At 55.1% G+C, this 16906-nt stretch carries 15 protein-coding genes, 3 tRNA genes and 1 other RNA gene; 17 read left to right on the top strand and 2 right to left on the bottom strand.

Annotated features, from left to right (window positions below; translation table 11 throughout):
* Positions 1-10: 10 nt before the first annotated feature.
* The 15 genes from OLX77_RS07775 to OLX77_RS07845 all read left to right on the top strand — a co-directional run bounded on the left by OLX77_RS07775 (position 11) and on the right by OLX77_RS07845 (position 11611).
* A tRNA-Ser gene (locus OLX77_RS07775) sits at positions 11-98 on the top strand.
* 18 nt (positions 99-116) lie between these two features.
* Positions 117-215: signal recognition particle sRNA small type (gene ffs / locus OLX77_RS07780), an RNA gene on the top strand.
* A 191-nt stretch (positions 216-406) separates the two neighbouring features.
* Positions 407-2149, top strand: coding sequence for a DNA polymerase III subunit gamma/tau (gene dnaX / locus OLX77_RS07785; protein ID WP_307633026.1), 1743 nt, complete (start codon positions 407-409; stop codon positions 2147-2149).
* 98 nt (positions 2150-2247) lie between these two features.
* Complete coding sequence (locus OLX77_RS07790) at positions 2248-2556, top strand: YbaB/EbfC family nucleoid-associated protein (protein WP_307633027.1); 309 nt, start codon at positions 2248-2250, stop codon at positions 2554-2556.
* 131 nt (positions 2557-2687) lie between these two features.
* Positions 2688-3296, top strand: a complete 609-nt coding sequence (recR, locus tag OLX77_RS07795) for a recombination mediator RecR (RefSeq protein ID WP_307633028.1) — start codon at positions 2688-2690, stop codon at positions 3294-3296.
* 306 nt (positions 3297-3602) lie between these two features.
* Positions 3603-3679: transfer RNA gene (locus OLX77_RS07800), tRNA-Val, on the top strand.
* Between the two features lie 128 nt (positions 3680-3807).
* A complete protein-coding gene (gene thrS, locus OLX77_RS07805) occupies positions 3808-5748 on the top strand; it encodes a threonine--tRNA ligase (RefSeq protein ID WP_307633029.1) in 1941 nt (646 codons plus the stop codon).
* Between the two features lie 83 nt (positions 5749-5831).
* Positions 5832-6383, top strand: coding sequence for a translation initiation factor IF-3 (infC, locus tag OLX77_RS07810; RefSeq protein WP_307633030.1), 552 nt, complete (start codon positions 5832-5834; stop codon positions 6381-6383).
* A gap of 178 nt (positions 6384-6561) precedes the next feature.
* Positions 6562-6759, top strand: coding sequence for a 50S ribosomal protein L35 (gene rpmI / locus OLX77_RS07815; protein ID WP_307633031.1), 198 nt, complete (start codon positions 6562-6564; stop codon positions 6757-6759).
* Positions 6760-6859: 100 nt separating this feature from the next.
* Entirely contained in the window at positions 6860-7213 is a 354-nt protein-coding gene (gene rplT, locus OLX77_RS07820) for a 50S ribosomal protein L20 (protein ID WP_307633032.1), read from the top strand.
* A gap of 38 nt (positions 7214-7251) precedes the next feature.
* Positions 7252-8262 (top strand): phenylalanine--tRNA ligase subunit alpha, encoded by a 1011-nt coding sequence (gene pheS / locus OLX77_RS07825; protein WP_307633033.1) that lies wholly within the window; start codon positions 7252-7254, stop codon positions 8260-8262.
* Between the two features lie 37 nt (positions 8263-8299).
* Positions 8300-10723: a phenylalanine--tRNA ligase subunit beta gene (gene pheT / locus OLX77_RS07830; RefSeq protein ID WP_307633034.1), complete on the top strand. Its 2424-nt coding sequence runs from the start codon at positions 8300-8302 to the stop codon at positions 10721-10723.
* Positions 10724-10726: 3 nt separating this feature from the next.
* A complete protein-coding gene (locus tag OLX77_RS07835) occupies positions 10727-11020 on the top strand; it encodes an integration host factor subunit alpha (protein ID WP_307633035.1) in 294 nt (97 codons plus the stop codon).
* A gap of 9 nt (positions 11021-11029) precedes the next feature.
* Positions 11030-11452 carry a MerR family transcriptional regulator gene (locus tag OLX77_RS07840; RefSeq protein ID WP_307633036.1) on the top strand — a complete coding sequence of 141 codons (423 nt, stop codon included), beginning with the start codon at positions 11030-11032 and terminating at the stop codon, positions 11450-11452.
* A gap of 82 nt (positions 11453-11534) precedes the next feature.
* Positions 11535-11611, top strand: a tRNA-Pro gene (locus OLX77_RS07845).
* A gap of 58 nt (positions 11612-11669) precedes the next feature.
* On the opposite strand, the gene OLX77_RS07850 is transcribed toward OLX77_RS07845, so the two are convergent.
* On the bottom strand, positions 11670-12716 hold the full coding sequence (locus OLX77_RS07850) for an MraY family glycosyltransferase (protein ID WP_307633037.1): 1047 nt from the start codon (positions 12714-12716) through the stop codon (positions 11670-11672).
* 26 nt (positions 12717-12742) lie between these two features.
* Complete coding sequence (locus tag OLX77_RS07855; protein WP_307633038.1) at positions 12743-14449, bottom strand: sulfatase-like hydrolase/transferase; 1707 nt, start codon at positions 14447-14449, stop codon at positions 12743-12745.
* A gap of 346 nt (positions 14450-14795) precedes the next feature.
* On the opposite strand from OLX77_RS07855, the gene OLX77_RS07860 reads away from it, so the two are divergent.
* Both OLX77_RS07860 and OLX77_RS07865 read left to right on the top strand, forming a co-directional pair.
* A complete protein-coding gene (locus tag OLX77_RS07860; protein ID WP_307633039.1) occupies positions 14796-15470 on the top strand; it encodes a response regulator in 675 nt (224 codons plus the stop codon).
* Complete coding sequence (locus OLX77_RS07865) at positions 15457-16866, top strand: sensor histidine kinase (protein WP_307633040.1); 1410 nt, start codon at positions 15457-15459, stop codon at positions 16864-16866. The genes OLX77_RS07860 and OLX77_RS07865 overlap by 14 nt, the downstream gene beginning before the upstream one ends.
* The last annotated feature ends 40 nt before the right edge of the window (positions 16867-16906 follow it).

Raw genomic sequence — 16906 nt, forward strand, 5'->3', positions numbered from 1 at the left:
TGGAAAAGCTGGAGAGGTGACCGAGTGGCTTAAGGTGCACGCCTGGAACGCGTGTGTGCGGCAACGTACCGTGGGTTCGAATCCCACCTTCTCCGCCAGATATTTTCCGGTTTGATAGCCGGGTCCTGCGCAACAAAGACTTGCGAACCCCGCCAGGTCCGGGAGGAAGCAACGGTAGTGAGTTACTTTGTGTGCCGCAGGGGTGCCTGGCTATCATTTTTTTGTAAGCGGTTGCAGGGCACCACATCTTGCAGCGATCGGTCCGTCTCACGTACCTGATGTACGCATCGCCGTCCCGCTTGCCGCAACCTGCGGCACCCTGCAACCGCTTACCCCTTGTTTTCTCATTTGCAGCTCTATCTTTCGTTTTCCCCCGTTTACCGGAGCTGATCTCCGAGGGCTGAAAATGTCCTACCTTGTTTTAGCCAGAAAATGGCGTCCCCAGAATTTCGATGAGGTTGTTGGCCAGCAGGCCGTGGTGCGCACCTTGCGCAACGCGCTCACCCGTAACCGGGTGGCCCATGCCATGCTTTTTTCCGGGGTGCGCGGGGTTGGCAAGACCACCCTGGCGAGACTGATGGCCAAGGCTCTCAACTGCCAACAGGGCGAGCCGGATGTGCCCTGTGACCAGTGCGAGTCATGCACCGAGATCATGGCGGGCAACGCCATTGATCTGCATGAGATCGACGGCGCCTCCAATCGCGGCATCCAGGAGATCCGCGAGCTCAAGGAAAATATCCGCTTTTTCCCCGCCAAGGGGCGCTACAAGATCATCATTATCGATGAAGTGCACATGCTCACCACCGAGGCCTTCAACGCCCTGCTGAAGACCCTGGAAGAGCCGCCGGCCCATGTCTATTTCATGTTCGCCACCACCGAACTGCACAAGATCCCGATCACCATCCTCTCCCGCTGTCAGCGCTATGAACTCAAGCGAGTTCCCTTTGCCGAACTGGTCGCATTTTTTGCCAAAATCGCCGAAGCGGAAAAGGTTGCGATTTCTGCGCGGGCCCTGGAGATGATTGCTCGGGAGGCCGAAGGCAGCGTGCGGGACGGCTTGAGCCTTCTTGATCAGATATTTTCCTTTGGCGGGTCTGAGGTCAGCGATGGGGATGTGGCGCAGGTCTTGGGCTTGGTTGATCGCGGGATTTATGAAAATCTGGCCCGGGCGCTTCTGGTCGGGGATCTGGCAGGTTGTCTTGAGATCTTTGCCCAGAGCCAGGCCGCGGGTATGGACCTCAAGCGTTTTGCCAACGACCTGTTGGGATTTTTCCGGGGTCTGCTGATTGCCAAGGTCAAGGCCAATCCCGAGGAGTTGCTTGACCTGTCCGACCAGGAACTGGCGGCGATTAAGGATATTGCCGCAGGTGCCAGCCAGGAAACGCTGTATCATTATTTTTCTCTGCTCTTGAAGGGGACCGAAGAGATGCAGTACTCATCCCGGCCCCGGCTTGCGTTGGAGATGGCTTTTGTCCGGGCCACCCAGGCAGGGCAGATCGTGCCGACTGCCACTTTATTGGGGCGTCTTGACGGATTATTGGCCGGCGCCGTGTCTCTGCCGGTGAGAGCAGCCGGGGGCATTGCTCCGGCGATCTCCACTGCGGAACCGGAGCCAGTCGCGCCCAGACCGGCATCCCGGCCATCGGGAGCTGCTCCTTCTTCGGGGTTGCAGCCGGAACAAAAAAAAAATGAAATAGCGGATACGCCTACATCCTCGCCCGGGCAATTCGGGCACTCCTCTCCGGTCGCGGCCTCCCCTCCGGTGCGTGAGGTGAAACGGGACTGGGAGGCGTTTGTTGGGTATGTGAAGGAGCGCAAGCGCTGGATGGCGCCGGTGCTGCAACTGTGCGCCATGGCCCGCGATGAAGGAAACGAGCTGGTCCTGAAGTTTGACGACCCCTCGGACTGTAAGCTGTTGCAGGAACATGACAACCTGAAATTGTTGCAGTCCTTTGCGCTGGATTTTTTTCAGCACGATTTTCGCGTCGTTTTCAAGGTGCGCGGCGCCCCGGCAGCTGAGGATGGCGGCGGCGATGAGGCGGAGAGTCTTCTTGCCGAACGGCGGGTTCTTGCCAACGAACCCATGGTGCAGATGGCGGCCGAGATTTTTGGCGGGCAGGTCGGCAGTATCCGAACCGGCCCCAGGTAAAAGTGAAAAATGAAAAGTTGAAAGTGACGGGCAACGGGGGGGGAGTTGCTCCTGCTGTCGGCGCAGTGTGCTGGAAAGTTAATGCCGGAGGTATACGGATGGATATGAAACAGATGGTGAAGCAGGCGCAGCAGTTTCAGCAGCGTTTGACGGAGATGCAGGGGGAACTGGCGGGCAGGCAGGTCAGCGCCTCGGTGGGCGGCGGTATGGTGAGCGCCACGGTGAACGGCAGGCATGAACTTGTCAACTTGACCATTGATAAGGAAGTGGTGGACCCTGCGGACCCCCAGATGCTCCAAGACCTTGTCGTCTCCGCGGTAAATGAGGCCATGCGCAAGGCCCAGGCAATGATCGAGGGTGAGATGTCCAAGCTTACCGGTGGGATGAAGATTCCGGGGATGTTTTAATGGCTGGACGAACGATGTGCGGTCCCTGGGGAAAAAATGAAGTGTGACGCTTCGTCTTTGCCAAAGTTCGTTCCTTTTTTTGTTTATTGGGAGCCTTGCTCCGTGCATTGCTCATCTGTGGGTTTGTTTCTATGAACGTCGTTCCTCCGGCACTGAGCCGACTCATTGCCGACCTGAACCGTCTGCCGGGGATCGGCATCAAAAGCGCGACCCGGCTGGCACTCCATATTTTGCGGCGGCCCGCCAGCGAGGCGCAGAGCCTGGCCCGGGATCTTGGGGAACTGCACCGCAGCATCCGCTTGTGCAGCGGCTGTTTTGCCTTTGCGGAAAGCGACCCCTGCGCTATCTGCAAAGATTCCGAGCGTGATGGCGGGTTGGTCTGCGTGGTCGAGGAATCCGCAGACCTTATGGCCATCGAGAAAACCGGAGTTTTCAAGGGCAAATACCATATTCTCCATGGTGTTCTCTCTCCCATGGACGGGATCGGGCCGGAGGAAATCAAGGCGGATGCCCTGGTGGAGAGGATACGCAAACAGCAGGTGCGTGAGGTCCTTATCGCCACCAGTTCCACGGTCCCGGGGGAGGCGACGGCCGCTTATCTCATCAAGCGGTTGCAGGAGGAGGTTCAGGTCAAGGTAACCAGATTGGCTTGCGGGATTCCCATGGGGATGGACATAAAATATGCCGATGATCTCACGCTCAGTCGGGCTATTGAAGCACGGAAAGACACCAGCAAGTGATGGCAAGAAGGGTTTCGGCGCAGGAGATTTCCCGTACTTTTTTCGCATCGGCAGGCAGGCAAAAGAAACTATTTGTCCTTGACACTCGGGTGAATTGTTGGTATTTGGTTGCCGTTTGGAAGGTTTGTTGTAACTTCTCAGTAGCACCACATCTGCAGTGACATCGGCTTGCTCATGTGCAGTAGCACACTTCGCAGGCCTCTTCCTTGCATCTGTGGCAGTAGTGGAGCGGCGCTGCTGAAAAGTTTGTTATGTCTTGAAAAAGAACGAGCTGTCGCCATGGGCGATGTGCTTTTTTTGTTTTTTAGGCGCGTAGCTCAGTTGGTTAGAGCGCTTGCCCGACACGCAAGAGGTCGGCGGTTCGAATCCGCCCGCGCCTACCAGAGAAAAAACATGAAGCTTTTGTGTCGCTTGGCTTCGCAGAGAGTAAGTTGTATGGTGCAGGCAGATTGACCTGGTCAATGTGCTTGTTTTTGTTTGTGCATTTGCGGAAAGGCTGGTTCCAACAACCATGATGGAAATATCCCTCACCCTTCCTTCCGGGGAGCAGAAAAAGGTTCCTGCGGGGACCACGGTGGCCGAGGCCCTGAAAGAGCTGGTTTCCAACAAGGAGCGCAAGCAAACCATTGCCGCCCGGTTGGCTGACAGGCTGGTAGACCTTTCTACGCCTATCGATGCCGATGCATCCTTTGCGCCCATAACCGTTGACAGCCCTGAGGCTTTGGAGATTCTCCGGCATAGTGCGGCTCATATCATGGCCGAGGCTGTTCTTGCCCTGTTCGGCACGGAGGTGCAGGTTGCCATCGGACCGGCCATTGCCGATGGATTTTACTATGATTTTGATCGTGCGGAACCGTTTACCCCCGACGATCTTGCCCGGATTGAACTGAAAATGCAGGAGCTTGCCGCTGCCGCAGCTCCTTTTAGCCGTGAGACCATGTCCTCCGCCCAGGCGATTGCGCTTTTTGAAAAGAGCGGTCAGTCCTACAAGGTTGAACTGCTTAAAGATCTGGGTGCCGAGACCGTTTCGTTGTATCGGCAGGGAGATTTTGTTGACCTTTGCCGTGGGCCGCACTTGCCGCATGCGGGTTGGCTGAAGGCAGTCAAGGTTATCAAGCAGGCCGGCGCCTATTGGCGTGGTGATGAAAAAAACCAGATGCTCCAGCGGCTTTATGGCACGGCTTTTTTTGATGCCAAGGATCTGAAAGCCTATCTGCACCAGATTGAAGAGGCGAAAAAACGCGACCACCGGAAGCTTGGCAAAGAACTTGAGTTGTTTGCCGTGTCCGATCAGGTCGGGCCGGGGTTGATTCTCTGGCAGCCCAAGGGTGCTCTCCTCCGGAAGATCATTGAGGATCACTGGCGCGAAGAACATTATCGAAACGGCTATGAGCTGCTGTTTACCCCGCATATTGCCAAGCGCGACATGTGGAAGACCAGCGGCCATCTCGATTTTTATGGGGAAAACATGTTTTCCGCCATGGACATCGAGGAGGTGAGCTATCAGCTCAAGCCGATGAATTGCCCCTTTCATATCGCCATCTATAATACGCGGAAACGCAGCTACCGGGAGTTTCCTTTGCGGTGGTGCGAGCTGGGCACCGTATACCGCTTCGAGAAAACCGGCGCCCTGCATGGGTTGATGCGGGTTCGCGGTTTTACCCAGGACGATGCCCATATCTTCTGCCGGCCCGATAACCTGGAAGAGGAAATCTTCAATATCCTAGACCTGAACCTGCAGATCCTTAAGGCCTTTGGTTTCGAACACTACGACATCTATCTCTCCACCCGGCCCGAGAAGTATGTGGGCAACGACGAGCATTGGGAGCAGGCCACCACCGCCCTGAAGCTCGCTTTGGAGAAAAAAGGGTTGGCCTATGAGGTCGATCCCGGGGAAGGGGTCTTTTACGGCCCGAAGATTGATATCAAGATCAAGGATGTTTTGGGACGCAGCTGGCAGTGTTCCACCATCCAGGTGGATTTCAACCTGCCCGAACGTTTTGAGATGAGCTATACCGGGGAAGACGGCAAGGAGCATCAGCCGATCATGATCCATCGGGCCCTCATGGGTTCGCTGGAGCGTTTTATCGGGGTGCTTATCGAGCATTATGCCGGCGCCTTTCCGGTGTGGCTTGCGCCGACACAGGCCAGGATTATGAACATCACCGATGCGCAGATGGGCTATGCGGACGAGGTGTATGCCGAGTTGCGCCGCGCTGGGGTGCGGGTGGAAAAGGATCTTCGCAACGAAAAGCTCAATTACAAGATTCGTGAAGCCCAGATGCAGAAGATTCCTTTCATGCTGATCATCGGCGACAAGGAAGTAGAAGCCCGTCAGGTCACGGTGCGGCTGCGCAATGGCGATAATCTGCCCGGTATGTCCATCCCTGAGTTTGCGGCCATGATTGCCGATGAAAATGAAGCCGGCCGAACTGGTGCTTGCAATAGCTAGGTGATTCAGAGTATTATGATATATTTCAGCGTGCGGATGCGTAGCATCGTGTGCGGTGGTTCAAGAATCATGTTTGCGGAGGTATGAGTATCAAAGGGAAAAAAGTTGGCGATCGACCAGAGCGGGAAGTGCGGGCCAGAATCAACCATGAGATTGATTGCAAGGAAGTTCGTCTCATTGATGAGGACGGAAGTCAGGTAGGGGTTGTGCCTGTTCGCGATGCACTGGCAAGGTCCGAAGCGGCAGGGCTTGATCTTGTTGAATTGTCGGCTGCGGCCGATCCTCCGGTTTGCCGGATTATGGATTTTGGCAAATTTCGCTACGAGCAGAGCAAGAAGCAGCAGGAAGCCAAGAAAAAACAGACGGTTATCGAGGTCAAAGAGATCAAACTCAGGCCTAAGACCGAGAAACATGATCTTGAATTCAAGATCAAGAATATCAAGAAGTTTCTGCAGCAGAAGAACAAAGTGAAGATCACCCTGCGCTTCCGTGGCCGTGAGATCGTCTATGCCGACACTCTCGGCATGGAGGTTTTGAACAAGGTGGTCGAGGAATTGAAGGACGATGCGGTTATTCTACAGTCCCCCAAGATGGAAGGGCGGCAGATGGCCATGTTTGTTGGGCCTAAATCATAGTTCTGCCAGGGTTGGCGGGTAAGCCGTTGAAAAAAAACTTTGTCGTCTGAATGGGAAGGACGGCATAAGGAGCCGTAACGGACAGCTTGACAAGCATGTTTGTCCCGTACGGCTCCTAAACATAGAGTGCTGGCCGGGGCGTTTCTGCCGGCTAAGATATGAAATAAGGGAGAACACCATGCCGAAGATGAAAACAAACAGAGGGGCTGCCAAACGGTTCAAGTGTACCGGTACCGGCAAGATTGTCCGCCGCAAGGCCTTCACCAGCCATATCCTCACCAAGAAGAGCACCAAGCGGAAAAGAAATTTGCGACAGTCCGAGATTGTTGACGCCACCAATCTTAAGGGAATCAAACGGCTGTTGCCCTATATGTAAAAAAAAACGGCAGGACCGACTGTCCGCCTCAGACGATTACCAAGTATAAACACTGCCGACGCTTTGACAGCGTCGGAGAATGTCAATAAGGAGAAGTACGATGCCTCGCGTAACACGTGGATTTAAAGCGCGCCGGAGAAGAAAAAAGGTTTTGAATCTGGCCAGTGGCTTCATTGGTGGCCGCAACCGTCTGTACCGGACGGCAACCGAAGCCGTTGACCGGGCTCTCTGCTACGCCTACCGTGATCGTCGCCAGAAAAAGCGCGATTTCAGGAAGTTGTGGATTGTCCGGATCGGCGCTGCGTGCCATGAAAACGGCACCACCTACAGCCGGATGATGGGCAGCTTGAAAAAGGTAAATGTGGAGTTGGACCGTAAGGTTCTCGCCAATCTGGCAGTTCTTGATCCGGGTGCCTTTTCCCAGGTTGCCAAGCTGGCCGGCGTCAGCAACTAGTTGTTGCCGTGCCCTCCGTCATGCCCAGCATGCCCAGCATGCACGAAGAACTCCTTCGCCTGAAAGCCGCTGCCGGTGAAGAGCTCGCTGCCATCTCTCGGATCAGCGAGCTCGAACCGTTTAGGGTCAAGTATCTGGGCAGGAAAGGGGAGTTCACCCTTGTGATGCGCCAATTGGGCCAGGCTCCTCCTGAGGATCGCCCACGGCTCGGACAACTGGCAAATGAGATAAAGCAAGAGCTGGAATCCGCGTTTGGTGAGCGGGAAGCTCAGCTTTCCGCGGTTGGTGGTGGCGGGGCTCCGGCGACTTTTGATTTGACTTTGCCCGGACGGGCAGTTCCTTTTGGCAAGCTGCATCCGGTGACCCAGGTCATGGATACGGTGTGCGCTATCTTCGAAGGCTTAGGTTTTGCGGTGGCTGAGGGGCCGGATGTCGAGGTCGATTTTTATAATTTCGAGGCCTTGAACATCCCGCCGCATCATCCCGCCCGGGCCATGCACGACACCTTCTATATCAGCGACAGCCTGTTGCTCAGAACCCATACCTCGCCCATGCAGGCCAGGATCATGGAGAAAGAGCAGCCGCCCCTGCGGATGATCGCGCCGGGCAAGGTCTATCGCTGCGATTCGGACATTACCCATACCCCGATGTTTCATCAGGTGGAAGGGTTTCTTGTTGATCGTCGTATCTCTTTTGCCGACCTTAAGGGCGTGCTCTCGGTGTTCATCAGCAAAATGTTTGCTGAAAACACCCCCATCCGTTTCCGTCCCAGTTTTTTCCCTTTTACCGAGCCCAGCGCCGAGGTTGATATCGCCTGTGTGATCTGTAGCGGTAGGGGATGTCGTGTCTGTAAGCACACCGGTTGGCTCGAAATTCTTGGCGCCGGCATGATTGACCCTGAGGTTTTTAAAAAGGTCGGCTATGATCCGGAAGAGTACAGCGGCTTTGCCTTTGGCCTCGGGATCGAGCGGATTGCCATGTTGAAATACGGGATCACCGATATCCGGCTTTTCTACGAAAACGACCTGCGTTTTCTTTCCCAGTTTTAAGTCCCTTGCGGGACGACGACCATAAAAGATACGATCCATGAAGTTTACGCTCAACTGGTTGCGCGAATACATTGACACGGACATGGAGCCGACACGTATTGCCGAGCATCTCACCATGCTCGGTCTTGAGGTGGACGCTTGCGTTCCGTGTTATCCGGACCTGACCGGGGTTGTCGTTGCCAGGATCGATTCGGTATCCCCGCATCCCAATGCAGACAAGCTGGTTCTCTGTGATGTCAATGTGGGCCAGGAGCGCAAGCGCGTGGTCTGCGGCGCACCCAACGCGCGGGCCGGATTGGTCACGGCTCTTGCCTTGCCGGGTGCGGTGATGCCGGGGGGCTTTACCATCAAGCCGGCAAAGATCCGCGGTGAGGAATCTTACGGCATGTTGTGTTCCGCCAAGGAGCTTGGTATCACCGAGGACCAGATCGGGATCATGGAATTGGCCGCGGACTTGCAACCGGGGCTGCCGCTCACTGAGGCCCTTGGCTTGGTGGACACCATGATTGAGGTGGATCTCACCCCGAATAGGCCTGATTGTGCCAGTGTCCTCGGGATTGCTCGGGAGGTGGGCGGAGTGATCGGCAAGCGGATCAGGCCGCCGGTTGAGACTATCCCTGCCTTGACCGGAGAGAACCTCCCTTTCAGCGTTGCCGTTGAGTCTGCTGCCGATTGCCCGCGTTATGCCGCTCGGCTTATCAAAAATGTCAAGATCGGGCCTTCGCCGTGGTGGCTGCAACAGCGGTTGCTTGCGGTGGGTATGCGTCCGATCAGTAATATCGTCGATATCACCAACTTTGTCATGTTGGAGTATGGACAGCCCCTGCATGCCTTTGATTTCAGCAAATTGGCTGGGGGCAGGATCGTGGTCCGCCGGGCGAAGAGTGGCGAAAAGCTTGTCACCCTGGATGGCGTTGAACACCAGATTGACAGTGAGATGCTGATGATCTGCGATGCGGAAAAGCCTGTGGCCGTGGCCGGAATCATGGGCGGGGCCAATTCCGAGGTTGATGCCCAGAGTACGGACATCCTGCTTGAGAGTGCCTGTTTTTCCGCGATCGGTATCCGCCGCACTGCAGGCAGGCTCAATCTGAGTACCGAGGCCTCCTACCGTTTCGAACGGGGCGTTGATCCGCAAGGCGTACCCAAGGCTTTGGAGCGGGCTGTCCAGCTCATTGCCTTGCTGGCTGGCGGTGAGGTTGTTGCCGGTGGCGTTGACTACAGTGACGGGGTTATCGCCCCTTCTCCCATTACCCTGCGGGGTGAGCGGACCCGTGCCTTGCTGGGCATGGAGTTGACCCTTGCTCAGATCGGTGACGCCCTTACCGGCATTGAAATCGGGGTGGAAAAGATTGATGCAGATACCCTGCGGGTGACCCCCCCGAGTTTTCGCGTCGATCTTGAGCGGGAAATTGACCTCATTGAAGAGGTGGCCCGGGTCGTGGGCTACAACTTGCTGCCGACTACCCTGCCCATGGTGCCCATGATTTTTGCCGAACAGGACCCTCTGCGGGAAGTTCGGCAAAAGGTGGCCCGGATCTTGACGGCCCTCGGGTTTTATGAGGCTATCAATTACAGCTTTGTGACTCCCCAGCATTGTGATCTGCTGGGTTTGGGGGCAGACGATGCCCGGCGCCAGAGTGTGCATCTTTTGAATCCTCTGGCGGAAGATCAGAGCGTATTGCGGACCACCTTGTTGCCGGGGCTTCTTGAAAATCTCCGCCGCAATTTGAATCATCAGAACCATGATGTCCGGCTCTTTGAGGTCGGCAAGGTTTTTCACCCCAAGGAAAGCGGTCAGCCCAACGAACCTTTCCGTTTGGCCGCGGTTGTCTCCGGGCGGCGGAATCCCGGGGCGCCTGTGCTCCATGCCGGGGAAACGCCTGTGGACATTTTTGATGTCAAAGGGGTTGTGGAACAGATTCTTAAGAGTCTGCGCTGTATCGGCACTATTACCCGTGAGACGGATGTTGTCCGGCAGGAACTTCCCTTTGCCGAATCTGGCAGTGTCCTCACCGTTCGGGTCGAGGAGCAATTGCTTGGCTGGTGTGGGGCTTTCAGTCAGAAAACGCTGAAGGGCTTTGGGGTCAAACAACAGGCGTTTTTTGTTGATCTTGACCTAGGGATACTCTCCAGTTTGCCGACACAGGCGAAGAGTTTCGCGGTGTTGCCAAAATTTCCCTTTGTGAAATGGGACATGGCGCTCATCGTGCCGGAACCGGTTGCCGCCGGGGAAATGCTTTCCGCCATCCATGGTTGTGGAGAGAAGCTTATCGAAAAGGCGGAAATCTTTGATGTGTTCCAGGGCAAAAATATTGAGGCGGGCAAAAAGAGTGTCGCTATTTCCATTACCTATCGGGCGCTTGAACGAACCTTGGATGATGAAACAGTCGGCAAGGTCCACCAAAAAATTATCGAGATGATGATTTCTCGTTTTAACGGTCAGTTACGTGAGGCATAATAGATGAAACGATCCAATCTTACCCGAAAAGAGCTTGCCCAGACCATCAATGATAAGATGGGTTTTTCTCAGCGGAGCGCCGGAGAAATGGTTGATGCTGTTTTTGATGCGCTGAAGAAAACCCTGCTTCAAGGCGAAGCGATCAAGATCGTGCAGTTCGGTACCTTTACCGTGCGGAAAAAATCCTCGCGGGTGGGTCGTAACCCCAGAACCGGTGAAACCATGGAGATTTCCAAGCGACACATGGTTTCTTTCAGGCCCAGCAAGGTGGTTCGGGAGAATCTGAATAAGGAATAAAGGGACAGAGTGACCAAACCATCTTGCGGAACTTTTGATACTGCTCAGGGTATAGCCCAGGTTCTGCCTGGGATTCCCGAGAAGCGCTATTTCAAAATCGGCGAGGTGTGCGCGATAACCGGGGTGAAGCAGCATGTGCTTCGCTACTGGGAATCGGAATTCAGGATCCTCCATCCGCAACGGGCCCAGTCCAAACAGCGGCTCTATCGCCGGGCGGACGTGGAAACGGTTCTGGCGATCAAAAGGCTGCTCAAGGACGAGGGTTTTACTATCAGTGGCGCCAAAAAAGCGCTGGCAAGGGATGGCGGTGGCCAGGAACAGACTGCTCTGGCGCTCGAAGCGGAGCAGGAAATCTCATCAGGGACGTCACGAGACATTTTCATGCAGGTTAAGGCGGAACTCCTGGCCTTGCAGAAAATTCTCGAGGAATAAGTGTCCTTGGGTGAGTCCAGCTTGACAGGCGCTTCAGGTCATGCTAAATAGGGGCCAACCTGTTGAGAGATAAATATTTTGTCGGGATGTAGCGCAGTCTGGTAGCGCACTTGGATGGGGTCCAAGGGGCCGGAGGTTCGAATCCTCTCATCCCGACCAGCAATAGCAAAGGGGGTTAACCGTTTTCGGTTAACCCCCTTTTTTGTTTACTTGAAAATTAAGCGCTTATGTTTTTTTGTCGCACTTCTAGCCCAGCCTTGAAGAGAAACGCGCAGAAGATCAGCGGCGAATAGGCGATCAGCAGCCCGGTCGAGCCAGGAAGCGAACCGAAAGTTACCAGCAGCGCCACAGGCAATAACCAAAAGAGATTAATCATTCCGACCACAACGGACACAGGTCGGTGAGCATCAAAACGGCGTGAGGCATGTTGGTAGGCATGGCTGCAATGGGCTTCGTAAATGGCCTTTCCTCGTATTGCTCGGCGTAATAATGTCGTGGTGGCATCAACAATGAAGACACCGAGGAGAATGAGCCAGCACCAGAACAGTTCCGGGTTAACCTGGCTGGCCTGAATTGAGAGGAGCCCCAAGGTCAGGCCCAGGAATCCACTCCCGGAATCGCCCATGAATATTTTGGCTGGCGGGAAATTCCAACAGAGGAAGCCGGCAACAGCAGACAGGAGTAATGCCGGGACCAGCCATTCCTGGCTGGCCGGAGCAAAGAGAGCAGAGACAATACCCCCGCCCAAGCAGACTGTAATCGCCTCAATGCCGGCAATACCATCAATGCCGTCCATGAAATTGTACAAGTTGAGTACCCAGACAAGATAGACTGCGGCCAGTAAATAGCCCGCCCAGCCGAGATGCACCAGATGTCCGAAAACAGACAGGGGCGGCAGATCGCCGAGCCAGAAAATCCCCCAGGCCGCACCGAGAAAGTGGGCGCCTAAACGCCATTTGGGCGGGATATGGCGGCGATCATCCAAAAAGCCAATCCAGGTAACCAGGCTTCCGGCCCCGAAGAGGGCAAATAATACCTTTGTTGGCAGAGAACCGATCATCCACAGGGCGAGCAATCCGGGAAAAAAGGTCAAGACAATAGCCAGCCCACCAGCCCGTGGAGTTGGAACCGCATGCGAGCTTCTGTTGTTGGGAATATCGAGAAGATTCCGTGATAAAGCATAACGGCGGATGACTCCGGTAAGCAGCAAGGATACCACTGCGACAAGAGGGAAAATCATCCAATAATTTAAAAGAACAGGCATAGTGTTTTACCGGAATTGTATGGTTTTCATTGCACGCACTGCGTCTTTGCGCCAAGCACGCGGATGGCTGAGGCGGCATCCATGGCCTGGGACATGATGTCCAGATAGTCATCCCGGTAGGCGGTTTTTGCGAACGGGGTATCGTGGGTCGTGAAGTCGCAGTCGTGCTTCTGGCAATATTTTCCTTTGCTCGCATAGTTGAGAACAATGCGGGGGATGTCGAAATGGTGGATGGTGTTCTGCCGGACAGGGCGGCCATTTTCGATGATAAATATCCGGTTGAGAAAGGTGGCATCCTCGGTGCCGCCGAGATAGTTAAGATCCTTGTAAGTTTGGCTCCCAGAGAGGCTTGGCAGGTGGTCGCTTACCAGGATGATCAATGAGTGGGGATCTACGGCGATCAACCCTTTTACATAGGCGGCGATGGCCTCGGTGCGGTAGTAGTATTGGTTGGCGGCCTTTTCCAGCCCCTCGTCGCGAAATTTCCCGCACATCTTGATGACCATTGGCCTTTTATCCAGGTTGAGATCGTGGGGGCTGTGGCCGTACATGCCGATTACGTAGTTAAAGATGGGGAGCGTGGGATTTGTCTTGATCCGTCTGGTGATGAATTCGAGGTTTTGGGAGAAAAGCACCCCGTCAAACATATAATCCTCTCCCGTCACGTCCCCGGTGGAGAAATAGGTGTCGTACCCTGCGGCGAATTCTTGCGGGTAGTATCTTTTTTCAAAGCCAATCCCGGTGTAGGCATTGGTTGAATTAAAAAAATCCGGCTTGTAGGAGTTGGTGGCGTTGGTCTCGTAACCGCCTTGGGAGAGAATTTGCGGCAGGCACGGGGTTTTGGCTCCGGTGAATACATCGAATTCAATGCCGGAAAACTCCCGCAGGGCCGGGGCCCCACAGAGAATCTCAAACTCGGCCTGGGCCGTGCCTCCGGCAAATACCGGGGAGATGGAGATGCCCCCTTTTTGGCCGAGCAGTTTTCTGAAGGCGGGATGGGTGGGGTTGCTCGAAAAATTGGCATCCTTGAGAAGTCCCGGGTCCAGAAAGCTTTCAAGTACGATGAGGTGGATATTGCCTTTTCTTCGCTGGCCTTTGAGCCCGGCAATCACCTTGTCGAAATCTTCGAGCGAGGCAGAATTCATCTGATGTCCGGCAATTTTTTCATGAAAACTTTTCCGCTTGGCCTCGTTGTAGAGCATCATGCTCAGCCGGCCGTTATTGCGGGCACTGGCAGTGTCGGAATAGAGAATTACCTCCTGCTGGGTCGTTTGAAACGCGTTCATGAAGAAATCGGGGGTGATTTCGACCATCAGCAGCAATGCCAGGAGCGGCAGAGAGGCCATGATGGTGCGGCGGGGGCGGAATTCAAAGGCGGCCAGAAAAGCCAGGAGCGGGAGGCCGATCAACAGTGCGATCAGGGTGAGGGGCAGGGGGGGAAGCACCTGGAACATCTCGGGCAGTTCGGTTATTTCGGTGATGCGGAGCATCCGACCAAACATGATGTGGTAGGCATCGAAGACCGCGTACATGAGAAGGATCGGTGCGGCAGCTACCAACGGTTGCCAGCGTGATTTGCGGAGAAACTGATTGAGCAGGAAATAGAGATAGAGGAGCAAGGGGATTTCGAGGCGCCAGGCTGGCAGCAATGAAGGCAGACCGCCGTACTGTTGGCTCATCTCGGTATAGCCGAGCAGCAGCAGCAGAAAGGCGGTATAGCGATTTGTCAACACGTTCAGTCGGGAGAAATATGGGGGTAAGGTTGGGGGCATGGTCATTGTGTGGGGAATAAAGATCTCGCCGACGATAATCCTGGCATCTTCCGGACAGACGCGTGCTCCCGGAAATAAAAAGAAAATATACCATACTGCCCGGCCTGCCCGCATATATTCTTTTTTAGAGAAGATGCGGAGCCCCTCTTTTTCTCGGGAAAGTTCTGATTGCCGGTTATTCCTTGGCCTGCTACTGTTATATGAGCTTTTTAGCTGACGCCAAGCTTGGATGGGGGATAATGGATAAACCTGCGGTCTTGGTTATTCGATTCTGAGCGTGGCAGGTATTTTTTGGGACATGGTGGGCATGCGTATACTCGTAGTCGAAGATGACCCTAAAATTGCCTCTTTTATCAGTATGGGGCTCCGACAGGCGGGCTTTTCCGTTGATGTCGCAGACAATGGAGAAGATGGTCTTGTCCGGGCGTTGGATGGCGCCTATGGCCTTGCCATTCTTGATATCATGCTGCCAAGGCTTGATGGCCTTTCCCTCCTTGATCAGCTCCGCCGCCGACAGGTGAACACCCCGGTGATCATTCTCAGCGCCAAACGTTCGGTTGAGGATAGGATCAAGGGTTTGCAGGCCGGCGGAGACGATTATCTCACCAAGCCCTTCTCTTTTTCCGAACTGCTGGCCAGGGTACAGGCCCTGATCCGTCGGGCAGGCGCCGCACCCGAAGCAACGATCCTACAGGTGGAGGATCTCTCTCTTGATAAGCTGACCCGGGAGGTTTATCGGGCAGAGCGCAAGATTGAGCTCCAACCCAGAGAGTTTTCCCTTCTTGAATACCTCATGAGTAATCCGGGGCGGGTCATTTCCAAGGCCATGATTTTGGAGCATGTCTGGGATTATAATTTTGACCCCCAAACCAATGTGGTGGATGTGCTTATCTGTAGGTTGCGCAATAAAATCGACCGTGATTTCGAACGCAAGCTGATTCAAACGATTCGCGGGGTAGGCTATGCCCTTGGCAAGGATTAAACAGCTGGCAAGAACCACGGGCTTTCGCCTGGCCCTGTGGTATTCCCTTATTTTCATCTCAAGTGCGCTCTTGCTTTTTTCCCTGCTCTATTTCCCCATGCGCGCCGCGATCATGGAAAAGGATCGCAACATCATCCTGGCCAAGCTCAACGAATATGTCCTGCAGGAGGAGCAGAGCGGTCTGCAGTCCATGCTTGCCGAGATCCGTTTGGAGGACGGGCAGAACAGCCAGGCAGGTTTTTTTGTCCGGGTTGCCGACCCCACCAATCAGTCACTCATTGTTACCCTGCCGCCGGAATGGCACCAGTTGGACAGTGAAGCGTTTCCCCTGTTCCCCAGCGGAGTTGGCGCCGATGGTTGGATCTTGCTGCCGGCAAAAGGGAGAGAAGATGCCCTTGAGATCATCAGCCGACGGTTGCAGAGCGGCTATCTGCTCCAGATCGGGCGGGGGTCTCGGGAGCGGCAAAAAATTCTCGAGTATTTCGGCCGAGTCTTCGCCGGGACCATGGTTCCGTTAATAATTTTTGCTTTTGGCGGCGGGGTTTTTCTTGCTTTCCGCTCTCTTCGGCCGGTGCGCGACCTTATTCAGGTGGTGCGCAGCATCGATATCGGCAAGATGGACGCCAGGGTGCCATCGCGGCAGACCGGCGATGAGCTGGACGAGCTGGTTCGCCTCTTCAATATCATGCTGGCAAGGATTGAACAGCTGCTTGCCGGCATGCGCGCCGCGCTGGATAACGTGGCCCATGATCTGCGCACTCCGGTGACCCGTCTGCGGGCCGGGATCGAAACCGCCCTACAGTCCGACAACACGGCAGAGGTGTTGCGCGAAGCCCTGTTGGATTGTGCCGAAGAGTCGGAGCGGATCATGACCATGCTCAATACCCTGATGGACATCTCCGAGGCGGAGACCGGGGCGATGAAGCTGCACCGCCAATCCATCGATATCGTTTCGCTTCTTGGAGAGGTGGTCGATCTGTACCAGTATGTGGCAGAGGAAAACGGGGTGGAGGTTTCTGTGGTCGGTCCGGCTGATCTTACGGTGTCGGCGGATAGAGACCGGATGCGGCAGGTTGTCGCCAACCTATTGGATAACAGCCTGAAACATACGCCGCGCGGTGGCCGCATTGAACTCAGTTGTGATCGTCAGGGTGAAGAGGTGGTAATCCAGGTGCGGGATTCCGGCACAGGTATTCCGCCGCATGATCTCCCCCTGATTTTTGATCGGCTGTATCGGGGAGATCACAGCCGCAGCCAGCGCGGTCTTGGCCTCGGTCTGAGCCTTGTCAAGGCAGTCATCCAGGCCCATGCGGGCAGGATCAAGGTGGAAAGTGCGCCAGGTCAGGGTACGACCTTCATCCTGCAGTTGCCAGGGGAGTCCCCACCGCAATCTTGAGCGTCTTCTTCTTGATGCGCCATCGTTCTCCAGGCGCCAA

It is taken from the genome of Thiovibrio frasassiensis, from assembly GCF_029607905.1.
GTDB classification, from domain to species: domain Bacteria; phylum Desulfobacterota; class Desulfobulbia; order Desulfobulbales; family Desulfurivibrionaceae; genus Thiovibrio; species Thiovibrio frasassiensis.

Bases quoted from the DNA above. Each gene is read 5' to 3' on its own strand.
- OLX77_RS07835 (WP_307633035.1), top strand. From the start codon at position 10,727: ATGAAACGATCCAATCTTACCCGAAAAGAGCTTGCCCAGACCATCAAT.
- OLX77_RS07860 (WP_307633039.1), top strand. From the start codon at position 14,796: ATGCGTATACTCGTAGTCGAAGATGACCCTAAAATTGCCTCTTTTATC.
- thrS (WP_307633029.1), top strand. From the start codon at position 3,808: ATGATGGAAATATCCCTCACCCTTCCTTCCGGGGAGCAGAAAAAGGTT.
- recR (WP_307633028.1), top strand. From the start codon at position 2,688: ATGAACGTCGTTCCTCCGGCACTGAGCCGACTCATTGCCGACCTGAAC.
- rpmI (WP_307633031.1), top strand. From the start codon at position 6,562: ATGCCGAAGATGAAAACAAACAGAGGGGCTGCCAAACGGTTCAAGTGT.
- OLX77_RS07850 (WP_307633037.1), bottom strand. From the start codon at position 12,716: ATGCCTGTTCTTTTAAATTATTGGATGATTTTCCCTCTTGTCGCAGTG.
- pheS (WP_307633033.1), top strand. From the start codon at position 7,252: ATGCACGAAGAACTCCTTCGCCTGAAAGCCGCTGCCGGTGAAGAGCTC.
- rplT (WP_307633032.1), top strand. From the start codon at position 6,860: ATGCCTCGCGTAACACGTGGATTTAAAGCGCGCCGGAGAAGAAAAAAG.
- OLX77_RS07790 (WP_307633027.1), top strand. From the start codon at position 2,248: ATGGATATGAAACAGATGGTGAAGCAGGCGCAGCAGTTTCAGCAGCGT.
- infC (WP_307633030.1), top strand. From the start codon at position 5,832: ATGAGTATCAAAGGGAAAAAAGTTGGCGATCGACCAGAGCGGGAAGTG.
- pheT (WP_307633034.1), top strand. From the start codon at position 8,300: ATGAAGTTTACGCTCAACTGGTTGCGCGAATACATTGACACGGACATG.
- dnaX (WP_307633026.1), top strand. From the start codon at position 407: ATGTCCTACCTTGTTTTAGCCAGAAAATGGCGTCCCCAGAATTTCGAT.